This is a genomic window from Streptomyces spinoverrucosus, assembly GCF_006539505.1.
GTDB classification, from domain to species: Bacteria; Actinomycetota; Actinomycetes; order Streptomycetales; family Streptomycetaceae; genus Streptomyces; species Streptomyces spinoverrucosus.
Genome location: NZ_BJND01000069.1, coordinates 26,191 through 47,759 on the forward strand (window position 1 = coordinate 26,191; position 21,569 = coordinate 47,759).

At 70.1% G+C, this 21,569-nt stretch carries 14 protein-coding genes; 11 read left to right on the forward strand and 3 right to left on the reverse strand.

From position 1 onward, the window contains the following. Positions 1–2: 2 nt before the first annotated feature. From dapF to hflX, 4 genes are all read left to right on the forward strand, one after another. The gene (gene dapF, locus SSP24_RS34925; protein WP_141314000.1) at positions 3–872 is read left to right on the forward strand and encodes a diaminopimelate epimerase; all 870 of its coding nucleotides are present in this window, start codon (positions 3–5) and stop codon (positions 870–872) included. Between the two features lie 264 nt (positions 873–1,136). Beyond that, positions 1,137–3,395 carry a RelA/SpoT family protein gene (locus SSP24_RS34930; protein ID WP_141314001.1) on the forward strand — a complete coding sequence of 753 codons (2,259 nt, stop codon included), beginning with the start codon at positions 1,137–1,139 and terminating at the stop codon, positions 3,393–3,395. Between the two features lie 166 nt (positions 3,396–3,561). Then, entirely contained in the window at positions 3,562–5,145 is a 1,584-nt protein-coding gene (locus SSP24_RS34935) for a M1 family metallopeptidase (protein ID WP_141314002.1), read from the forward strand. 185 nt (positions 5,146–5,330) lie between these two features. Next, on the forward strand, positions 5,331–6,824 hold the full coding sequence (gene hflX / locus SSP24_RS34940) for a GTPase HflX (RefSeq protein ID WP_141314003.1): 1,494 nt from the start codon (positions 5,331–5,333) through the stop codon (positions 6,822–6,824). Positions 6,825–6,928: 104 nt separating this feature from the next. Here hflX and SSP24_RS34945 read toward each other — a convergent pair whose 3' ends face one another. From SSP24_RS34945 to SSP24_RS34955, 3 genes are all read right to left on the reverse strand, one after another. After that, positions 6,929–8,152, reverse strand: a complete 1,224-nt coding sequence (locus tag SSP24_RS34945; RefSeq protein WP_141314004.1) for a hypothetical protein — start codon at positions 8,150–8,152, stop codon at positions 6,929–6,931. Between the two features lie 144 nt (positions 8,153–8,296). Continuing rightward, positions 8,297–9,277, reverse strand: coding sequence for an LLM class F420-dependent oxidoreductase (locus SSP24_RS34950; protein ID WP_218037129.1), 981 nt, complete (start codon positions 9,275–9,277; stop codon positions 8,297–8,299). Then, positions 9,274–10,059 carry an ABC transporter ATP-binding protein gene (locus SSP24_RS34955; RefSeq protein WP_141314005.1) on the reverse strand — a complete coding sequence of 262 codons (786 nt, stop codon included), beginning with the start codon at positions 10,057–10,059 and terminating at the stop codon, positions 9,274–9,276. The genes SSP24_RS34950 and SSP24_RS34955 overlap by 4 nt, the downstream gene beginning before the upstream one ends. 205 nt (positions 10,060–10,264) lie before the next feature. Here SSP24_RS34955 and SSP24_RS34960 point away from each other — a divergent pair, with 205 nt between their 5' ends. The 7 genes from SSP24_RS34960 (at position 10,265) to SSP24_RS34995 (ending at position 21,518) form a co-directional block, all read left to right on the forward strand. Next, complete coding sequence (locus SSP24_RS34960; protein ID WP_141314006.1) at positions 10,265–11,290, forward strand: ABC transporter substrate-binding protein; 1,026 nt, start codon at positions 10,265–10,267, stop codon at positions 11,288–11,290. Positions 11,291–11,457: 167 nt separating this feature from the next. Beyond that, the gene (locus SSP24_RS34965) at positions 11,458–12,195 is read left to right on the forward strand and encodes an ABC transporter permease (RefSeq protein ID WP_229865905.1); all 738 of its coding nucleotides are present in this window, start codon (positions 11,458–11,460) and stop codon (positions 12,193–12,195) included. Between the two features lie 148 nt (positions 12,196–12,343). Continuing rightward, positions 12,344–13,708 carry an APC family permease gene (locus tag SSP24_RS34970; RefSeq protein ID WP_141314008.1) on the forward strand — a complete coding sequence of 455 codons (1,365 nt, stop codon included), beginning with the start codon at positions 12,344–12,346 and terminating at the stop codon, positions 13,706–13,708. 1,203 nt (positions 13,709–14,911) lie between these two features. Next, positions 14,912–16,264: an aminotransferase class III-fold pyridoxal phosphate-dependent enzyme gene (locus SSP24_RS34980; protein WP_373306772.1), complete on the forward strand. Its 1,353-nt coding sequence runs from the start codon at positions 14,912–14,914 to the stop codon at positions 16,262–16,264. Continuing rightward, entirely contained in the window at positions 16,261–18,189 is a 1,929-nt protein-coding gene (locus SSP24_RS34985) for an IucA/IucC family protein (RefSeq protein ID WP_141314010.1), read from the forward strand. The genes SSP24_RS34980 and SSP24_RS34985 overlap by 4 nt, the downstream gene beginning before the upstream one ends. Positions 18,190–18,335: 146 nt before the next feature. Beyond that, positions 18,336–19,133: a GNAT family N-acetyltransferase gene (locus tag SSP24_RS34990; RefSeq protein ID WP_141314011.1), complete on the forward strand. Its 798-nt coding sequence runs from the start codon at positions 18,336–18,338 to the stop codon at positions 19,131–19,133. Positions 19,134–19,532: 399 nt separating this feature from the next. Then, positions 19,533–21,518: an ATP-dependent DNA helicase gene (locus SSP24_RS34995; protein WP_141314012.1), complete on the forward strand. Its 1,986-nt coding sequence runs from the start codon at positions 19,533–19,535 to the stop codon at positions 21,516–21,518. The last annotated feature ends 51 nt before the right edge of the window (positions 21,519–21,569 follow it).

The window sequence follows — 21,569 nt, forward strand, 5'->3', positions numbered from 1 at the left end:
GAATGAGCACGCGGATCGCCTTCCTCAAGGGTCACGGCACCGAGAACGACTTCGTGATCGTCCCGGACCCCGAGAACGCCATCGACCTGCCCCCGGCCGCCGTCGCCGCGCTGTGCGACCGCCGCGCGGGCATTGGCGGTGACGGCCTGCTGCATGTCGTGCGGTCCGCCGCGCACCCCGAGGCCAAGGAGCTGGCGGCCGAGGCGGAGTGGTTCATGGACTACCGCAACAGCGACGGCTCGATCGCGGAGATGTGCGGCAACGGCGTACGGGTGTTCGCGCGCTACCTCCAGCGTGCCGGTCATGTGGCCGAAGGGGACATCGCCGTCGCCACGCGCGGGGGCGTGAAGACCGTGCACCTCGCCAAGGACGGTGACGTCACCGTCGGCATGGGCAGGGCGCGGCTCCCCGAGGGAGACGTCACGGTGAGTGTCGGCGAGCGCAGCTGGCCCGCGCGGAACGTGAACATGGGCAACCCGCACGCCGTGGCGTTCGTGGACGACCTCGCGGACGCCGGCGACCTGCTCTCGCCGCCGCCGTTCAGCCCGGCCACGGCCTACCCGGACGGTGTGAACGTCGAGTTCGTCATCGACCGCGGCCCCCGGCACGTGGCGATGCGCGTGCACGAACGGGGCTCCGGCGAGACCCGCTCCTGCGGCACGGGCGCGTGCGCCGTCGCCGTGGCCACGGCCCGCCGCGACGGCGCCGAACCGGCCGTCACCGGCACTCCGGCGACGTACACCGTGGACGTCCCCGGCGGACGCCTGGTGATCACCGAACGCCCCGACGGCGAGATCGAGATGACCGGCCCGGCGGTGATCGTCGCCGAGGGCGAGATCGACGCGGAGTGGCTTGCGGGCGTGGTCGGCTGACGGGGGATGTGATGTTCGGGCGCGCTCCGCTGAGATGCCTGATGTCGGTGCCCGGCCGCTCCAGTTCATGCCGTGCCCAGGCATAAACATCCAAACCGTCGCTCGAATGGGTGATCCGTTTCACGCTGGGCCAGAGGCGGTCAGGAGCGCGTGGTCGGGTCGATAGCATCAAGCACCGGCCCGGACGGGGGAGATGTCGCCAACCCCTGAGCCGTGTCCGCCATGGGGCACCCCGTTCGCCGGTCCACGCAGCCGGAGGTGCCCATGAGTGCGGAGGCCACGAACCCTGCGACCCCAGGCGCTGTATCGGGCCCGATGACAGGCCCATCAGGTCCAATGACAGGCCCCACGCCCGCGTCGGCGCCCCGCAGACGGTCGCTCCCCAGGATCGACCTGCGCCGCCTGGGCCGCGCCGCACTGCTCGGCTCCGCCACCCGCGACCGGCTGCCCGACGCCATCGGCCACGTCGTCGACGCTCACCGCGCCCACCACCCCGACGCCGACCTCGAACCCCTGCGCCGCGCCTACGTCCTGGCCGAGTCCTCGCACCGCGGCCAGATGCGCAAGAGCGGCGAGCCGTACATCACGCACCCGCTCGCCGTCACCCTCATCCTCGCCGAACTCGGCGCCGAGACCACGACCTTGACGGCTTCTCTCCTCCACGACACCGTCGAGGACACCGACGTGACCCTCGCTCAGGTGCGCGAGCAGTTCGGCGAGGAGGTCCGCTACCTCGTCGACGGCGTCACCAAACTGGAGAAGGTCGACTACGGCGCCGCCGCCGAGCCCGAGACCTTCCGCAAGATGCTCGTCGCCACCGGCAACGACGTCCGGGTGATGTCGATCAAACTCGCCGACCGCCTGCACAACATGCGCACCCTCGGCGTGATGCGCCCCGAGAAACAGGCCCGCATCGCCAAGGTCACCCGGGACGTCCTCATCCCACTCGCCGAACGGCTCGGCGTCCAGGCCCTCAAGACCGAACTGGAAGACCTGGTCTTCGCGATCCTCCACCCCGAGGAGTACGAGCACACCCGCGCGATGATCGCCGAGAACGCGTCCCGCCCCGACGACCCGCTCGCCGAGATCGCCGACGAGATGCGCGCCGTACTGAACGAGGCCGACATCCCCTCCGAAGTCCTCATCCGCCCCCGGCACTTCGTCTCCCTGCACCGCGTCTCCCGCAAGCGCGGCCGGTTGCGCGGCTGCGACTTCGGCCGGCTGCTGGTGCTGGTGAACGAGGACGCGGACTGTTACGGCGTCCTGGGCGAACTCCACACCTGTATGACACCCGTCGTCTCGGAGTTCAAGGACTTCATCGCCGTACCGAAGTTCAACCTGTACCAGTCGCTGCACACCGCCCTCGCCCGCGCGGACGGCCAGGTCGCCGAGGTCCTCATCCGCACCCACCAGATGCACAAGGTGGCGGAGGCCGGCGTCATCGCGCTCGGCAACCCCTATGCGCCGCCCGCCTCCGACGACCCGGCCGACGGCGAGCGCGCCGACCCCACCCGCCCCGGCTGGCTCTCCCGCCTCCTCGAATGGCAGCGGGCCGCGCCCGATCCCGACACCTTCTGGTCCACCCTGCGCGAGGACCTCGCCCAGGACCGTGAGATCACCGTCTTCCGCCCCGACGGCGGCACCCTCGGCCTGCCCGAGGGCGCGAGCTGCGTGGACGCCGCGTACGCGCAGTACGGCGAGGACGCGCACGCGTGCATCGGCGCCCGCGTCAACGGGCGTCTCGCAACGCTGAGCACCGTCCTGAAGGACGGCGACACCGTCCAGCTCCTCATGGGCCAGGACCCCGCCTCCGAACCCTCCAGGGAGTGGCTCGAACACGCCCACACACCGGCCGCTCGGATCGCCATCCAGCGGTGGCTGGCGGCGCATCCGACGGCTGCGGAGACGGGTGCGCCGGAGACGAGCTTGAGGGATGCAGGGGAGCAGGGCCCCAGGGGCGGGGTGGAGCTGGAGCCGAGCCCTGGAGGTGTCGCCGGGAGCCCCGCCTCGCGGACCACATTGGCCACTTCGGCCACTTCTGCCACTCCGGCCTCGAGAGCCTCGGCTCCCACCGACGCCGTGGTCGTCGACCGCCCCGGCGCGAGCGTTCGGCTGGCCCGCTGCTGTACGCCTGTACCGCCCGACGAGGTCACCGGCTTCGTCGTGCGCGGGGGAGTGGTGACCGTCCACCGCGTGGAGTGCGCCGCCGTGGCGCGAATGAAGAGCGCGGGGCGCGCGGAGGTGGGCGTGCGCTGGGGGGAGACGACGGAATGCCGGGTCACGCTGGTCGCTGAATCGTTCGGCCGCCCCCACCTCCTCGCCGACCTGACCGAGGCCATCGCCCTGGAAGGCGCCGAGATCGTCTCGGCCACCGTCGAACCCCCGACCCAGCAGCGCGTACGCCACACCTACACCCTCCAACTGGCGGACGCCGCCCACCTGCCCGCCCTTATGCGCGCGATGCGGAATGTGGCGGGGGTGTACGACGTGAGCCGGGCGCAGCATCACGTGTCGGCGTGGTGAGCGGGGCGTGGCCTGACCGTCGCCGTCGTGAGACGCACCCACGCGCGCGTGCGGCGCCCTCAGGCCGCGTCTGGCGGCCGCCTGTCAGACCCCGACCGCACCCCGTTCGGGTGCGCCCGGCGCGCGTCGTCGTCGTGTCGTAGGCGCGCGCTGATAGCCGTAACCCATGCTGCTCACCTCCCACGACAGGGCTCTCCGGCCCGCCGCCGACGCCCCCGGAACCCGCACCAGCGCCCTCAAGGCCCGCATCGGTGCCCTGAAGGCACCCCGTCGGCTGAAAGCGGCCCTGGTCGCCTCCGCCGCCTCCGTCTGTCTCGTCGCCGCGAGTGCCTCGCCCACCCCGCTGGGCGTCGGCGACCGCCTCTTCCCGTACCTCGGCAACCCGGGGTACGACGTGACGGCGTACGACCTGTCCTTCACCTATCCCGGCACCAACGACAAGCCGCTCCAGGCCGTCACCACGATCGACGCCGTAACGACCGCGCCCCTGTCGCGCGTCAACCTCGACTTCGCCCGCGGCAAGGTCACCTCGGTCGAGATCGACGGTGAGGCGGCGTCCTTCGCCGCGGCCGGTGAGGACCTGGTGGTCACGCCGGACGAACAGTTGCCCGAGGGGGAGCGGGTGCGCATCACCGTGCGGCACACCAGTGACCCCATGACGTCCGGCGGACGGGAGGGAGGCTGGATCCGCACCGCCGACGGCCTCGCCATGGCCAACCAGGCCGACGCCGCCCACCTGGTCTTCCCGAGCAACGACCACCCGTCCGACAAGGCCCGCTTCACCTTCCGGATCACCGCCCCCAACGGCTACACGGCCGTCGCCAACGGCCTGCCCACCGACGTGCGGCCGGCCGGCACCACGACCACATGGACGTACCGCACCCAGCACCCCATGGCCACCGAACTCGCCCAGGTCTCGATCGGCCGCTCCACAGTGGTACGCCGCACAGGCCCGCACGGGCTCCCCCTGAGGGACGTCGTCCCGACCCGGCACAGGACGGCGCTCGAAAAGTGGCTCGCCAAGACTCCCGACCAGATCACGTGGATGGAGAGCAAGATCGGGCGGTACCCCTTCGAGACGTACGGCCTGCTCATCGCGGACGCCTCCACGGGCTTCGAGCTGGAGACGCAGACGCTCTCTCTCTTCGAGAGAGAGCTCTTCAACGACCCGGCCTTCCCCGAGTGGTACGTCGACGCGATCATGGTCCACGAACTGGCCCACCAGTGGTTCGGCAACAGTGTCAGCCCCCGCACCTGGTCCGACCTGTGGCTCAACGAGGGGCACGCGACCTGGTACGAGGCGCTGTACGCGGAGGAGAAGTCGGACCGGACACTGGAGGCACGGATGCGCGCGGCGTACGGCGCCTCCGACCGCTGGCGCGCCGCCGGCGGCCCGCCCGCCGCACCCAAGGTGCCCGAGTCCGACAGCCGCCTGGGGATCTTCCGGCCGAACGTCTACGACGGCGCCGCCCTGGTCCTCTACGCCCTCCGCCAGGAGATCGGACGCCCGGCGTTCGAAGACCTGGAACGGGCCTTTGTGAAGCGCCACAAGGACGGCTCGGCGACCACCGCCGACTTCGTGTCCCTGGCCTCCCGGATGGCCGGACGCGATCTGAGCGGCTTCTTCCAGGAGTGGCTGTACGGGGAGAAGACCCCGCCGATGCCGGGCCACCCGGACTGGAAGCCGACGGCGGCGGAGCCCACGGCCGGGCCCAAGGCCATGGAGCACAGGAAAACGGCGGCGGAATAACACGGTGACGAGACGGGGCGTGCCGTGCGACCATCTTCAGGTCGGCGGCACGGGTGACGGGAATCTCCCGGGACACTCGTGCGTTGTGCAGGGTGACGGACCAGCTCCGCAAGTGGTCCGAAAACTCTGCCTGCGGTGCGCCCCGGTCGCCGCACATACGGAATCCCCAACGACGTAAGGACCCAATGACCTCCTCTTCTTCCCCTTCCCAGGACACCAAGCGCCTCGCGCACGACTTTCCCGAAGGTCTTCGGGCCGATGCCCTGATGGAAGAGGACGTCGCCTGGAGCCACGAGATCGACGGAGAGCGGGACGGCGACCAGTTCGACCGCTCCGAGCGCGCGGCTCTGCGCCGCGTCGTGGGCCTCTCCACCGAGCTCGAGGACGTCACCGAGGTCGAGTACCGCCAGCTCCGCCTGGAGCGGGTCGTCCTCGTCGGCGTCTGGACCTCGGGGACCGTGCAGGACGCGGAGAACTCCCTCGCGGAGCTCGCCGCCCTCGCGGAGACCGCGGGCGCGCTCGTGCTCGACGGTGTGATCCAGCGCCGCGACAAGCCCGACGCGGCGACCTACATCGGCTCCGGCAAGGCCGAGGAGCTGCGCGACATCGTGCTCGAAACGGGCGCGGACACCGTCATCTGCGACGGTGAGCTCAGCCCCGGCCAGCTGATCCACCTCGAGGACGTCGTCAAGGTCAAGGTCATCGACCGTACGGCGCTGATCCTGGACATCTTCGCCCAGCACGCCAAGTCCCGAGAGGGCAAGGCGCAGGTCGCGCTCGCGCAGATGCAGTACATGCTGCCGCGGCTGCGAGGCTGGGGTCAGTCGCTGTCCCGTCAGATGGGCGGCGGCAAGGGCGGCGGCCTCGCCACCCGTGGTCCCGGTGAGACCAAGATCGAGACGGACCGGCGCCGGATCCGCGAGAAGATGGCGAAGATGCGCCGGGAGATCGCGGAGATGAAGACCGGCCGCGACATCAAGCGCCAGGAGCGCAAGCGCCACAAGGTGCCCTCGGTCGCCATCGCCGGCTACACCAACGCGGGCAAGTCCTCCCTGCTCAACCGCCTGACCGGCGCCGGTGTCCTGGTCGAGAACGCCCTGTTCGCGACCCTGGACCCGACCGTCCGCCGGGCCGAGACCCCGAGCGGCCGGCTGTACACGCTGGCCGACACCGTCGGCTTCGTCCGGCACCTGCCGCACCACCTGGTCGAGGCATTCCGCTCCACGATGGAGGAGGTCGGCGAGTCCGACCTGATCCTGCACGTGGTGGACGGTTCGCACCCGAACCCGGAGGAGCAGCTGGCCGCCGTGCGCGAGGTGATCAGGGACGTCGGTGCCACCGACGTACCGGAGATCGTCGTGATCAACAAGGCGGACGCGGCCGACCCGCTGACGCTCCAGCGGCTGCTGCGGATCGAGAAGCGCTCCATCGCCGTCTCGGCCCGTACCGGCCGGGGCATCGACGAGCTGATCGCGCTCATCGACAACGAGCTGCCCCGCCCGTCCGTCGAGATCGAGGTGCTCCTGCCGTACACCCACGGCAAGCTGGTCGCCCGCGCCCATGACGAGGGCGAGGTGATCTCCGAGGAGCACACCCCGGAGGGCACCCTGCTCAAGGTGCGGGTGCACGAGGAGCTGGCGGCCGAACTCGCGCCGTACACTCCGACGCCGGCGGCCTGAGCCGTCGTAAGCCTGCCGTGAAGCCGTAGAGAGAGGCCCGCCCCTGGTGTGAGGGGCGGGCCTTCATCATTGGCGCGTCACTGACCGACGTTCCTACGGCACCGTCACTGGCCCGCGAACTTGCCGCTCACCGCCTGGAACACGCCCTTGGCCTCGTCACCCAGCCGCGGCCCCGCCAGCCAGCCCGAAGTGACCGGACCGATCGAGGTGTTGGACACCAGCGCCGGCTGCCCGTCCGAGCCCGTCGCGACCCAGCCACCGCCGGACGAACCGCCGGTCATCGTGCAGCCGATCCGGTACATCGTCGGGTCCGACGCGTTGATCGACAGGCGCCCCGGCTTGTCCTCGCACTGGTACAGCGTCTGACCGTCGTACGGCGCCCCCGCCGGGTAGCCCGTCGCCGTCAGGCCCTCCATCTCCGGCACGGCCGGAGCCGCGAAGTCCACGGGCAGCGCCGAACCCACCGTCTCCTCCAGGGACTTGCCCCCGCTGCCTTCCTCCGGCGTCACATGGAGCACGGCGAAGTCGTACGCCGCTCCGTCCCCGCCCGTCGGACCGCCCTGCTCGATCCACTGGTCGGAGGTCTGCACCCAGTCGGCCCACCAGACACCGTACGGAGCGATCTGCTCCTTGGTGGCGCTCTGTAGCTCCGCGGCCGACATGGCGGCATCGTTGTACGACGGCACGAACGCGATGTTGCGGTACCAGCCGCCGCTCTTGCCGGCGTGCACACAGTGCCCAGCCGTCCACACCAGGTTCGACTTGCCCGGGTTGGCCGGGTCCTCCACGACCGTCGCCGAGCAGACCATCGTGCCTTCGGGCGAGTCGAAGAGCAGCTTCCCCGCCTCTGGCGCGTTGGTGTGGTACGACGCGGGCACGGCTTCCGCCTCCACCGGCTCCGGCGTCGGGTCGGTCACCCCCTGGTCTCCGGAGAGGTCGCCCTCGTCGACGGCCTGCTCCGGCTCCTGTGCCTCCCGCATCCGGTCCGGGTCCCACAGGTCCTCGATGATCGGGTTGATGAAGTCCTCGGCCTCGCGCAGCCAGTCGTCCTTGTCCCAGTTCTTCCAGGCGCCGTCCCGCCACTGGTCCAGGTCGATCCCGTGTTCCTTCAGCCGGTCCTTGATGTCGTCCGGGATCTGGATCTTTCCGTCGCCCTCAGCGGCCGCCGAGGCCGACGCCTGGGCGTCCGCCGCGGGGTCACCCGACTCACACGCGGTGGCGGTGAGAGCCAGCGCGGAAGCCAGCGCAACGGTGGCCAGCACAGGGGAGGTTCTGCGACGCGCGCCCCTCTCCCGGCGAGCGGTGAACGACGGCCGTATGGATCGCATGGTGTTACTCCCCCTGGTGATAACGGACTCAGCGCCTGCCACACTATGCGGTCGCTGTGGGGGACTTCCCATGGAACGGCAACGGTTTCGCTACGGGCTGTCTGACCTGGCAACCCTCCAGCCCTTTCCCGAGTTGACGTCGCCTCACGTCCGATCGTGTCGGGGACTGTGATGCACATGGTCCAGCTGCGGGAGCACCTCACTGGCGATGAGTTCCAGGTGGTCGAGGTCAGTGAAGTCGATCAGTCGCAGATGGATCCGGCGTGCGCCGATCGCGGAGAACTCGCCGAGCCGCTCCACGAGCTGGGCGGGGGATCCCACCACTGAATCCTCCGGTGGCAGCGCGCTCTTGACGTGCAGCGGGGCGGCCCGCCGCTGCGCCTCCACGTCGGTACGGCCGATCGCGACCACCACACCCGCCGAGAGCACCAGCGGTGGGCGACCGGCGTCGGACCGGCCGGTCCGGTCGCAGGCCTCGGCAACCCGGCGGTACGCCTGGGCCGTCTCGGCCACCGACTTGAAGGGCATGTTGAACTCGTCGGCATACCGGGCGGCCAGCTCCGGGGTGCGCTTCGGTCCGCGGCCCCCGACGATGATCGGCGGGCCCGGCACCTGCACGGGCTTCGGCAGTGCGGGCGCGTCGACCAGCTGGTAGTGGTCGCCGCGGTAGCTGAAGCTCTCGCCGACCGGTGTCCGCCACAGTCCGGTGATCACGGCCAGCTGCTCCTCCAGCCGGTCGAAGCGCTCCGGGGCGGCCGGGAACGGGATGCCGTACGAGGTGTGCTCCCGTTCGTACCACCCCGCGCCGAGGCCGAGTTCGACCCGCCCGCCGCTCATCCGGTCGACCTGCGCCACCATCACGGCCAGCGGTCCCGGCAGCCGGAAGGTGGCCGAGGTGACCAGGGTGCCCAGCCGGATCCGGGAGGTCTCCCGGGCGAGCGCGCCCAGGGTCAGCCACGCGTCGGTGGGGCCGGGCAGCCCGGGATCGGCGCCCATGGCCTGGTAGTGGTCGGCCCGGAAGAAGCCCTCGAACCCGCCGGCCTCGACGAGTCGGACGAAGCGCAGCTGATCTTCGTAGTCGGCACCGCGGTGCGGCTCGGTGAAGACGCAGATCCGCAGGGTCATCGCCCCTCCGTTTCGGCCGACGTGGACATGTCCTGCTCCATCAGCAGCTCGTGCAGATCGGCGCTGCACCGGGCCACTTCGTCGAGATACGCGGTACGGCCCAGCGTCCTCGGCCGGGGGATGCCGATGTCGACGATCTTGCGGATCCGGCCCGGGCGCGGGGTGAGCACCACCACCCGGTCGGCGAGCAGCACGGCCTCGTCTATCGAGTGGGTGACAAAGACGACGGTGGCGGAGTTCTCGATGTGGACGCGTTGCAGCTCCACCGCGAGTTCCGCGCGGGTCAGCGCGTCGAGTGCGGAGAACGGCTCGTCCATGAGCAGCACCCGGGGCTCACCCATCAGCGACCGGCACAGTGAGACACGCTGCTGCATACCGCCGGAGAGCTCGTGCGGCCGGTGCTTCTCGAAGCCGCTCAGTCCGGCCGTCTCCAGCAGCCGGTACGCCCGGTCGCGGTGCTCGGTCTTGTTCCAGCCGAAGATCTCCACGGGCAGCAGGACGTTGTCGAGGACGGACCGCCAGGGCAGCAGGGCCGGCCGCTGGAACAGCATGGCGACATCCCGACGGGCTCCGGTGACTCGCTCGCCGCCGATGCTGATCTCGCCCTCGGTGACCGGCAGCAGCCCGGCGATCAGCCGCAGCAGTGTGGACTTGCCGCACCCGGACCGGCCCACCACGGCCACGAACTCACCCTCGGCGATGTGAAGGCCAACGCTCTGGAGCGCCACCGTCGAACCGGACCGGCTGGTGAAGCTCCGGGACACGCCGGTGAGTCTGATCATCCGGCGGTCTCCCCATCAACTGGCGATCGCGATGCTGGCCGGTCCATGACGCGCGGTCAGGCTACCCGGGACAGACCGCTCGGCGGTACCTGTCGCACTGTCGGCGAATTCCGCACGCCCGGTCTCACAACTGCCAGTCTCTCGTACGCTGTTGCCCGCACGAAGTGTCATGCCTCCGACGGTCGGAAAGGACCTCACTGTGCGCATGAACAGCTTCGCCCGAACGGTCGCTGCGGTGGCCCTGGCCACGGTGCTGGCACTGGTGTCGGGGTGCGGCGAGTCGGACTCCGACGACGGCGCCGGTACGGACGCCGAGCCACTGGAGAAGGTGACCTACCTGACCTCGTTCGGCAACTTCGGCCGGGATGCGTACGCCTGGGTCGCGAAGGACAAGGGGTTCTTCGAAGAGGCAGGCTTCGACGTGGAGATCAAGCCGGGACAGGGCACCGGCGGCGTGATTCCGGCCGTCGTGAGTGGCCAGGCGCAGTTCGGCCCGATCGACCTGACGGGCGGTCTGCTGCACATGGGCAGCGGCCAGGCCAAGGACTTCGTCGCGGTGGCCGCCATCCAGCAGCGCACCATGGCCGCGATCGCCACCACCGAGGGCAACGGCATCGCCGTACCGAAGGACCTCGAGGGCAAACGACTTGCCGACACGCCCGGCTCTGTCGTGCGCAACCTCTTCCCGACGTACGCCCGACTGGCCGGAGTGGACGCGGGCAAGGTGACCTGGGTCAACGGCGACGCACAGACCCTCATGGGCACGCTCGCCACCGGCTCGGTGGACGGCATCGGCCAGTTCGTGGTGGGGAAGCCGACCATCGAGGCGGTGACCAAGAAGAAGGCCGTCCTGCTCCCGTACAGCGACGTGATCCCCGATCTCTACGGAAACGTGCTGATCACGTCCAAGAAGCTCGCCGAGCAGGAGCCGGAGATGGTGAAGCGGTTCAGCACCGCGCTGCTCAAGGGCTTGGAGTACAGCCTGGCCAACTCGAAGGAGGCCGCCGAGATCCTGAAGCGGAACGTGGACGCCACGAATCCGGCGGCTGCGGCTGCCGAGTTGGAGTTGATGGCCGCGTACGTCAGGCCAGGCGGTTCCGGCACGGCGATCGGGACGCTGGACTCCGGACGGGTCGCGAAGAGCATCGCGATCCTGCAGAGCGCGGATGCGCTGCCGCAAGGAATGACCCCGGAAGAGATCATCGACTTCGACCTCGTACCGAAAGCCTGAGTGGCCGGGCAAAGGGGCGAGCAAAGGGACGAGCTGGGCGGCTCGAGGAGGATGGGATGACCGAACTCTCGCAGCCGCAGCAGGCCCCGGCGGCGGCCCCGGAGCCGATGCCCGTGCCGCGAGTCGGATTCCAGCGCAGGACGAGCATGGGCGCCGTACTGCTTCCCTTGGCCGGGCTGCTGGTCGCGCTCGGCGTGTGGTGGCTTCTCACGTCGGTGCTGGAGGTGATCCACCCGGTGGTGCTGCCTCCCCCCGGTGCCGTGCTCTCGGCATTCACCGCAGCCCCGGCCCAGTTCCTGGAACACACCGCCGACACCACGGTGGAGACGGTTGTGGGCTTCGTTCTCTCCAGCACCTGCGGAGTTCTGATCGGACTGTCACTGGCCGGCTCGCGGGTACTGGAGCGCATGTTCACGCCGCTGCTGGTGGCCGTCAACGCGGTTCCGAAGATTGCGCTTGGGCCGCTGCTGGTGGGTGCTTTCGGCTGGGGGCAGAAGCCGGTCCTGATCATGGTCTTCCTGCTCTGTTTCTTCCCGATCGTGCTGTCCACCGCGACCGGCCTCACGTCGACCCCGGCGGACCTGGCCGAGTTGGCGCGCTCGCTGGACGCCTCGCGCTGGCAGGCGTTCCGGAAGATCCGGCTGCCCGCCGCGCTGCCGCAGATCTTCGTCGGCCTGAAGGTGGCCATGCCGCTGGCCGCGATCGGCGCGGTCATCGGTGAGTTCCAGGCCGGGGAGGCCGGGCTGGGCCATCTGATCGTGCAGGCCGGTGGGGTCGGCGACACCGCCACTGCCTGGGCGGCGATCATCCTGATCGGGATGATGAGCATTCTGCTCTACTTCGCTTTGACGTTGTTGGAGCGGTTCGCGCTTCCCTGGGTCAGGGAGACCACCTCGCGCGGGTGACTCCGGTGGACTGCAAGAGCCTGCGGGTATGGGGAGCTGGGGCCTGGGGCGAGTCCGTGTCTCCGATTGCAGTACGCCGATGCATCACTCCCTGGCCTGCCGGGCAGGCAAGACGTTGTTCAGTGCGGAACCTCTCAGGGGGAGCCTCGTGTCCACAACCGCAACGGATGCCGCCGCTTCGGCGGGGGATGGGGACGAGACCCCGTTGCGGCGGGCCATCGGTCCCCGACTGCTGGTCCTGTTCGTGATCGGCGACATCCTCGGTACCGGGATCTATGCCACCACCGGTCAGGTCGCCGGCAAGGTGGGCGGGGCCCTGTGGCTGCCGTTCGTCATCGGGTTCGTCGTGGCCATCCTGACAGCCGCCTCGTACGTCGAGCTGGTCGGCAAGTATCCGAAGGCGGCCGGCGCCGCGCTCTACACCCAGAAGGCGTTCCAGGTCCCGTTCCTCACCTTCATCATTGCCTTCATGGTGATGTGCTCGGGCCTGTCCTCGGCGAGCGCGGCGGCCCGCGCCTTCAGCGGCGACTACTTCGCCGAGTTCACGGACTTCTTCCCGCCCACCCTCATCGCGATCCTGTTCATCCTCGCCCTGGCGGCCCTGAATCTGCGGGGCGTGTCGGAGTCCGTGAAGACCAACGTGGTCCTCACCATGGTCGAACTGACCGGCCTGCTCGTCATCCTCACGATCGGCGCCTGGGCTGTCCTGAGTGGTGAGGGTGAACCCTCCCGACTCGGCGAGTTCCAGGCAGAGGGCACCGGTTACGCGCTGATCACCAGCGTGCTGGGAGCGACAGCCCTCGGCTTCTTCGCCTTCGTGGGCTTCGAGGACTCCGTCAACATGGCCGAGGAGACCAAGGATCCGGCGCGTACGTTCCCGCGCGCCATCTTCACCGGCGTCGCCGTCACCGGCACCATCTACGTCCTGGTCGCCCTGGTCTCCTCGCTGCTCGTCGACTACCGCGTGCTGGAGGGCTCCAGCGGCCCGCTGCTGGAGGTCGTCAAGGCCGGCGGGCTCGACTTCCCGCCCAAGCTGTTCGCGCTGATCGCCCTGTTCGCTGTCACCAACTCGGCACTGATCAACATCATGATGGCGTCCCGCCTCTGCTACGGCATGGCGAACGAACGCATCCTGCCGCGCGCCCTGGGCCGTGTGCTCCCCCGGCGCCGCACCCCGGTCGTCGGGATCGTCTTCGTCTCGCTCCTCGCCATCGGCCTGGTCTCCACCGGGGAGATCGCGGGTCTCGGCGACACCACGGCCTTCCTGCTCCTGTGCGTCTTCGCCGTCGTCAACATCGCCGTCCTCGTCCTGCGCCGCGACCGCGTCGAACACCAGCACTTCCGTACACCGACGGCCCTGCCGGTGCTGGGCGCGATCACCGCCCTGATCCTGGCCAGCCCGCTGTCCGACCGGCCCGCGGACGTCTACATCCGGGCGGGCGTACTCCTGGCCATCGGAATCGGGCTGTGGGCGCTCAACAAGATGGTGATGAAGGTACGCGGCGAGGCGTGAGCGGCATCGTCTTCCGGGTGGGCGCGGTGATGTGACGACGCCATGGGCAAGGCGCTTGCGTCCATCGGTGCCCGGCACCTCTGCCTCCGCGACTCATGCCCCGTGCCACCACAGCAAGGCCGTTTGGGCATCGGGCACCGGTCTGGCAACAGGGCACCCGCGCGTGCAGCCTGCCTCCCATGTGCGCGTGCGGCGCTGGTCCAGGACGCGTGGGGTGAGGCGGTAGGCGAGTGCGCCAGCGGCGAGCACCGTAATTGCGGCGAGAGCGCCGGAGCTGACGGCGCGGTTGCGGATCTCCTCCGGCGGCATGGGCGGCAGATCGCTCGGACGGCGCAGCGGGCTGCGCCGCCACCAGGGGATGGTGCGTACGGGCGGCGGCTGAACGCACGGGATCGGGTCGGGCACGTCGCCTCCGGCCACGAAGTTGTAGGGGTTCGGCCGGTCGGAACCGCTTGGGAGCAGCTTCGCCAGGGGGTGGCGTGCAAAGGGGGCCCAGCGAGGGATGGTGCTGGGCGGCTCCCGCCGCCCGCAGCACGAGGCCAGGCTGTCGGCAAGGCGGAGCGGTTCCGCGCCGAGCGGAGAGTCGGCGCTCCACACCGCTTCGAAGGAGATGTGAGCCCGTATTTGAACACCTGCCCGACGCGACGAGGACGTCGACGTCACCGCGCACTCGGAGGGTCATCGCGGTGGGGCGCAGCAGCCAACCCGGCCACTCGGTATCCACACAGAGCTACACCTTCATGGCCTGCTGACGCATGTGTTGGACCGGCAACGGTTCCGTCATGGCAAGGATCTTGGAGCAACCCGTAACCCGGTGGCTGGACCACGGTTGGTAGCGGTGGTGGTAGGGAGCGGGGCTGGTGCGTGTGCCCGTGCTGCCTGCGTTGCCTCGGGAGGTGTGCTGTCGGGAGTGGCTGTGCAGAGGCGCGACGCGGCGCGGGCCCTTGAGTGGGCTCGCGGGTGTGCGAGCCCGTCGCGGACCGGTGACCCGACCGCCAAGTCGTGACGCACCGGGCCGCGCTGCCGTGGGCGCCGGGCAGGTGCACGGCGGCCGGACGCTTGCCACTCGGCCACTCGGCCAGTCGGCGAGTGAGGGCGCGGGAAGCGGAAGCGGGCGATCGACGGCCGGATGCGAAGAGCGCGAGACCAACTCGTCGCCTCACACCGGCGGGAGGCCGCCCCGGAGCGGGAGGACTGGGAGCCGTGGCAGTGACCGAGGGGATCCCGCGCCGCCAGTCGGCGCCCGAGTCGGCGCCGCGGACCTACCCGCGCAGCCTGCCGATCGTGCCGGTCCGCGCCCGCGATCTCACCATCGAGGGCGCGTATGGGCGCCGCTACCGCTGCCTCTCGGGCGCCCCACTCAACCTCCCCGACCTGGCCACCCCCGTCGAGGACGACTTCGTCACGGAACTGAAGCGCACCCTGCCACCCGGACTCGCCGAGGACGCACATGTGCGGTTCTGCGGCCCGTCGGCAACGGAAGCATTCGAGACCGCCGCCTCCCGCGTACGCGCCGCGACCGGCCGCGCCGACATCGTCGCCCTCACCGGCGCCGACCACGGGATGCCGCCCGACGTGTCGCGGACTGCCGGCGAGACCGGCCGGCCACCGGACGCCGGTCCACCCTCCCCACAGGACCACCGCTGCCCCTTCGGCATCACCGGCCCAGACGCCGCCGATCTGGCCGCCCGCTGGACCGAGGCCACCCTCTCGTCCTCGTCCGAAGCCACCAGCCCCGCCGGAATGCTCCTCGAACCCATCCATGGCGAGTGCGGGGTGAACCCCGCGCCCGACGCATGGACGCGTGCGACGAGGCAGATCACAGCCGCCCGCTCCATCCCCCTCATCGTCGACGAGAGGCAGACAGGGGTCGGCAGGACCAGTGGCTTCTGGGCACTCTCCGAGGCCATCGGCGGCAGTCTCCCACTGGCCGCGGTGATCCACCGCGACGCCCTCGCACTCGGCCACCCCATCGCCCCGGCGGGCCCATTCCGCGGCAACCAACTCGCCCTCGCCGCAGACACGGCAACCCTCGCCCACGTCCGCCAACACCGCCTGGCCGAACGAGTAGCGACGATCGGCTCCCGCATGCTGTCTCAACTCCGCGCCGCTCTTGAACTCGCCGCTGCCGTTAAACGGGAGTGCCTCCAACGGGGCCTGCTCATCGGACACGCCCGCCGGCACCCGAGTGTCGTACGACTGCTCCCACCCCTCACCATCAGCAACGAGCAGGCCTCCGCAGCAGTCGACCGCCTGGCCGACGCCCTCACCGAGGCGGCCCGCGCCCACCCCGATGACGGCGACCGCCCATGCCACTGCCACAACTGGGTCGGCGCCACCTGTCAAACCGACGCCCCACCTGCTGAACCACTCCCATCACCCCTCAGTCAGAACGCCCCACTTACCCAGCCCCACCACGCCCCGCGCCTCGCTCAGCCCTGTTCGCAAGCACCCCCAGCCTGTCCCGCACGAGAGCACCACCCGGCTCGTCCCGCACGTGAGCACCACCGGGCTCGTCCCCCAGAGCCAGATCGACCCCACGAGGAAGCGCCTTGACCACCACCCCCACACCTGACCGCCGTTTCCGCACCCCCGCACAACGTCGCTGCGGGTCCCACACCACGCCGGCAGCGACGACCACAACCGTCCCCGGACAACAGGGCGGTCGGCAGCAGGCGGAGCGGCTGTACGGCACCGCCACCGACCTCCTGGACCACCCCGACGCCCACACGGCGGCCCAGGCGGCGGCCGTGGAGAACCTGCTGCGCTGCTGGGTGCGCGAGACCCGCCTCCCCGCCCCTGACCACGGCACCCTCCGCATTCCGCTCCCCGCAAGCGGCACAGCTCTGCTCGCCCCCGTGCACTACTGGTCCCGCACGGGCTGCCACCGCTTCGGCCTGCCGCATGTGGCCGACGCCCCGGAACCGTCCCAGCCCCTCGACGCGGTCACCCTCGCCGCACTGCTCGCCCGAGAGACGTTCGGGAGAGGGACGATGCGCGGACGGAGCGAAGGCGCCGACCTCGTCGCGCGTGTCGCCGACTCCTTTCGCCGCGTCGCCACCTTCATCAGCGACCGCAGACAGCGCCCCGCGGACGAACCCGACCTCTTCCTGGCAGCCGAGCAGGCACTCCTGCTCGGACATCCACTGCACCCCACCCCGAAGAGCCGCGACGGCCTCACCGAAGCCGAAGCACGCCTCTACTCACCCGAACTGCGCGGCTCCTTCCCCCTGCACTGGATGGCTGTCGCTCCTTCTGTCCTCGCCACCGACTCGTCCTGGACCGAGCGTGGCCGCACCGTCCCCGCGGCCCGGCTCACCGCACACCTGGCCGGAGCCGACCTGCCCCTGCCCGATGGCTACACCGCGCTACCCCTGCACCCCTGGCATGTGCGCGAACTCCGGCACCGCAGCGATGTCGCCGCCCTGCTCGACGCCGGACTGCTCCGGGACCTAGGGGCACACGGCCCCGCCTGGCACCCCACCTCCTCCGTCCGAACCGTCTACCAGTCCCACGCCCCAGCCATGCTCAAGCTGTCGCTGGGCCTGCACATCACCAACTCCCGCCGTGAGAACCTCCGCAAGGAACTGCACCGTGGTGTCGAGGTCCACCGCCTGCTGCGCACTGGGCTCGCCCAGCAGTGGCGGGCCGCCCACCCCGGCTTCGACATCGTTCGCGACCCGGCCTGGCTCGCCGTCGACGGACCGGACGGCAGCCCCGTACCCGGGCTCGACGTGATGATCCGGCACAACCCGTTCGCACCCACGGACGATGTGTCCTGCGTCGCCGGGCTAACGGCACCCCGCCCCCACGCCCAGCCGGGCACTTCCACCGGCCGCCCGCAGCCCGAGCGGCCGTCGCAACGGTCCCGGTTGGCCGACGTCGTCACTCGGCTCGCCGGCCGGACCGGCCGTCCGCGCGGAGCCGTCGCGGCCGAGTGGTTCCTGCGCTACCTCGAACAGGTCGTCCGTCCCGTGCTGTGGCTGGACGGCGAAGCCGGGATCGCCCTGGAGGCCCACCAGCAGAACACGCTGGTCCTGTTGGACCGCGATGGCTGGCCGACCGGCGGCCGTTACCGCGACAACCAGGGCTACTACTTCCGCGAGTCCCGCCGCGCAGAGCTCACCGCCCGGCTGCCAGGCATCGGCGAGCGCAGCGACACCTTCGTCTCCGACGAGGTCACCGACGAGCGTTTCGCCTACTACTTGGCGATCAACAACGTGCTCGGCCTCATCGGTGCATTCGGGTCGCAGCATCTGGCCGACGAACGGCTCCTGCTCGCCGCCTTCCGCCGCTTCCTCGAAAGCGCTGCCTCCGGCCCCGCTCGACTGCGCACGTCGCTGCCCTCCTGCCTCCTCGACTCACCCGTCCTGCGCTGCAAGGCCAACCTGCTGACCCGGCTGCACGGCCTCGACGAACTCGTCGGCCCGGTGGACACCCAGTCCGTCTACGTCACCATCGCCAACCCCCTCCGCACCTGATCAACGCCAAGTCCCATCACCCGCAGTCCCATCAAAACCGCAGTCCCTTCACCCGCAGTCCCTACCAGCCGCCAAGTCCCTTCACCCATCAGTCCCTTCACTCACTAGGAAGACGCCCCGACACCGCCTTCTGAGAGGAGCCCCAAGTGCCTCCGACCGACGCGAGCGCCGATGCCGGTACCGCACCCGTCACGGACAGAAGTCCCGGCCCGGGCGAGAACAAGGCCACGCCCGAGGACACCGACGCCGAGGACACCCTGGACCTGCGTCTGCCCAGTGAGCTCATCGCGTTCCTCGCCGGGGAGGAGCCCGAAGCGGACAGCCCATCGCGTGCCGCGGCCTCACGGCTGACAGCCGTGAGGCCCGTGCCCGACGACCTGCTCGACCACGTCGGCGACTGGGGCCCGACCGACACACCCGCGGGCGTTTTCCAGCTCGTCCCCGTACACGTCGAGCGGGACCTGCCGCTCATCGGCCGTTGGATGAACGACCCCGCCGTGGCAGCGTTCTGGCAGCTCGACGGATCCCAGGACGTGACCGAGCAGCACCTCAAGGCGCAGCTGGCCGGCGACGGACGCAGCGTCCCCTGTCTCGGCGTGCTGGACGGCACGCCGATGAGCTACTGGGAGATCTACCGGGCCGACCTCGACTCACTGGCCCGCTACTATCCCGCCCGGCCTCACGACACCGGCATCCATATCCTCATCGGCGATATCGCCAAACGCGGCCAGGGACTCGGCAGCACCCTGCTCAGATCCGTCGCGAACTTTGTCCTCGACAGACGGCCCGCCTGCGCACGCGTCGTAGCGGAACCCGACATTCGCAACACCCCCTCCGTGGCCGCATTCCTCAACGCCGGTTTCCGGTTCGCCGCCGAGGTCGACCTGCCTGCCAAACGGGCCGCCCTCATGATGCGAGACCGGTCCCTACGTCATCTGATGTAGCGCTGTGTCACAGCGTCATCACTCTTGGAACGCAGCCGACGGCGATCCAGTTCCCACTCGGATTCATCGAGTTCGTTCCAGCGCACGCGGCAATGCGGCCAACCGATCTCGACCGCCCGACCCCGCACAAGTCGATCAACAACCGTTCAACCCCGGAACAAGCTGATCCACGCCCGTCCCGCCCTGCCCAACCGATCACAACCCTCCCGCCCCGCCCAAGCCGATCCACAACCGTCCCGTCCCGCCCAAGCCCGATCCCCACCGATCCCATGCCGCACCCAACCGAGCAAAAGCACACTCCGCCGCCACCCGTGACCCCACAAACCCTGTTCTTGATCCCACCCCGGCTCCCGGCGTGGTCACCCGTTTGTCAGTGTCGGGCCGTAGGGTGGTCGAGCTATGACGAAGCCCTCACTCCCCGAACTCCTGCATGCCGCCGTCACAGCCGTCGGCGGTACGGAGCGCCCCGGCCAGGTGACCATGGCCGAAGCCGTCGCGGAGGCGATCGACGACGGCTCCCATCTGCTGGTCCAGGCCGGCACCGGCACCGGCAAGTCGCTGGGCTACCTCGTGCCTGCACTCGCGCACGGCGAGCGTGTCGTCGTAGCGACCGCCACCCTGGCGCTGCAGCGCCAGCTGGTGGAGCGGGACCTGCCGCGCACGGTAGAGGCGCTGCACCCGCTGCTGCGCCGCCGCCCGGAGTTCGCCATGCTGAAGGGCCGGTCTAACTACCTGTGTCTGCACCGCCTCCACGAGGGTGTCCCGCAGGACGAGGAGGAGGGCCTCTTCGACCAGTTCGAGGCGGCCGCACCCACCAGCAGGCTGGGCCAGGACCTGCTGCGGCTGCGGGACTGGTCGGACGAGACCGAGACCGGCGACCGGGACGACCTCACCCCAGGTGTCTCCGACCGCGCGTGGTCTCAGGTGTCGGTCTCGTCGCGGGAGTGCCTGGGCGCCTCGAAGTGTGCGTACGGCGCCGAGTGCTTCGCCGAGATGGCCCGGGAGCGTGCGAAGCTCGCCGAGGTCGTCGTCACCAACCACGCCCTGCTCGCCATCGACGCCATCGAGGGCGCCCCGGTCCTTCCGCAGCACGAGGTGCTGATCGTGGACGAGGCTCACGAGCTGGTCTCCCGGGTCACCGGTGTTGCCACCGGCGAGCTGACCCCGGGCCAGGTCAACCGTGCCGTACGCCGCGCCGCCAAACTCGTCAACGAGAAGGCCGCCGACCAGCTCCAGACCGCCGCCGAGGGCTTCGAGCGGCTGATGGAGCTGGCCCTGCCCGGCCGGCTCGAAGAGATCCCTGAGGATCTTGGCTATGCGCTGACGGCCCTGCGCGACGCCTGCCGCACGGTCATCTCCGCGATCGGCGCGACCCGCGACAAGTCCGTCCAGGACGAGGACGCGGTTCGCAAGCAGGCGCTGGCCTCCGTGGAGACCGTGCACGACGTGGCGGAGCGCATCACGCACGGCTCGGAGTGGGACGTCGTCTGGTACGAGCGCCACGACCGCTTCGGCGCCTCTCTGCGCGTCGCCCCCATGTCGGTCTCCGGTCTGCTGCGCGAGAAGCTCTTCGCGGACCGCTCCGTGATCCTCACCTCCGCGACGTTGAAGCTGGGCGGCGACTTCAACGGCGTCGGCGCCTCCCTGGGGCTGGCCCCCGAGGGCACCGAAGGCGACGACTTCCCCACGTGGAAGGGCGTCGACGTCGGCTCGCCCTTCGACTACCCGAAGCAGGGCATTCTCTACGTCGCCAAGCACCTGTCCCGCCCCGCGCGGGACGGCGATCGCGCGGACATGCTCGACGAGCTGACGGAGCTGATCCAGGCGGCGGGCGGGCGCACCCTCGGCCTGTTCTCCTCCATGCGGGCCGCCCAACTGGCCGCGGAGGAGCTGCGCACCCGTATCCCGGAGTTTCCGATCCTCCTGCAGGGCGAGGAGACCCTGGGCGAACTGATCAAGAACTTCGCGGCCGACCCGAAGACGTGTCTCTTCGGCACGCTGTCGCTTTGGCAGGGCGTGGATGTGCCCGGCCCGAGCTGTCAGCTGGTGGTCATGGACAAGATCCCGTTCCCACGGCCCGATGACCCTCTGATGAGTGCCCGCCAGAAGGCGGTGGAGGATGCGGGTGGCAATGGCTTCATGGCGGTCGCCGCCACCCACGCGGCCCTGCTGATGGCACAGGGCGCCGGTCGCCTCGTACGGGCCTCGGGGGACCGCGGTGTGGTCGCCGTACTCGACCAGCGGCTGGCCACGGCTCGCTACGGGAGCTATCTGAAGGCGTCACTGCCCGACTTCTGGTACACCACGGACCGTAACCAGGTCCGGAAGTCACTGGCCGCGATCGACGCGGCGGCCAAGCAGCAGGAAGCGCAGCCAGTCACATAGGCCGAGCGCAGTGAGAGGCGGGTTGGCATGACACGCGATGTGTCATGCCAA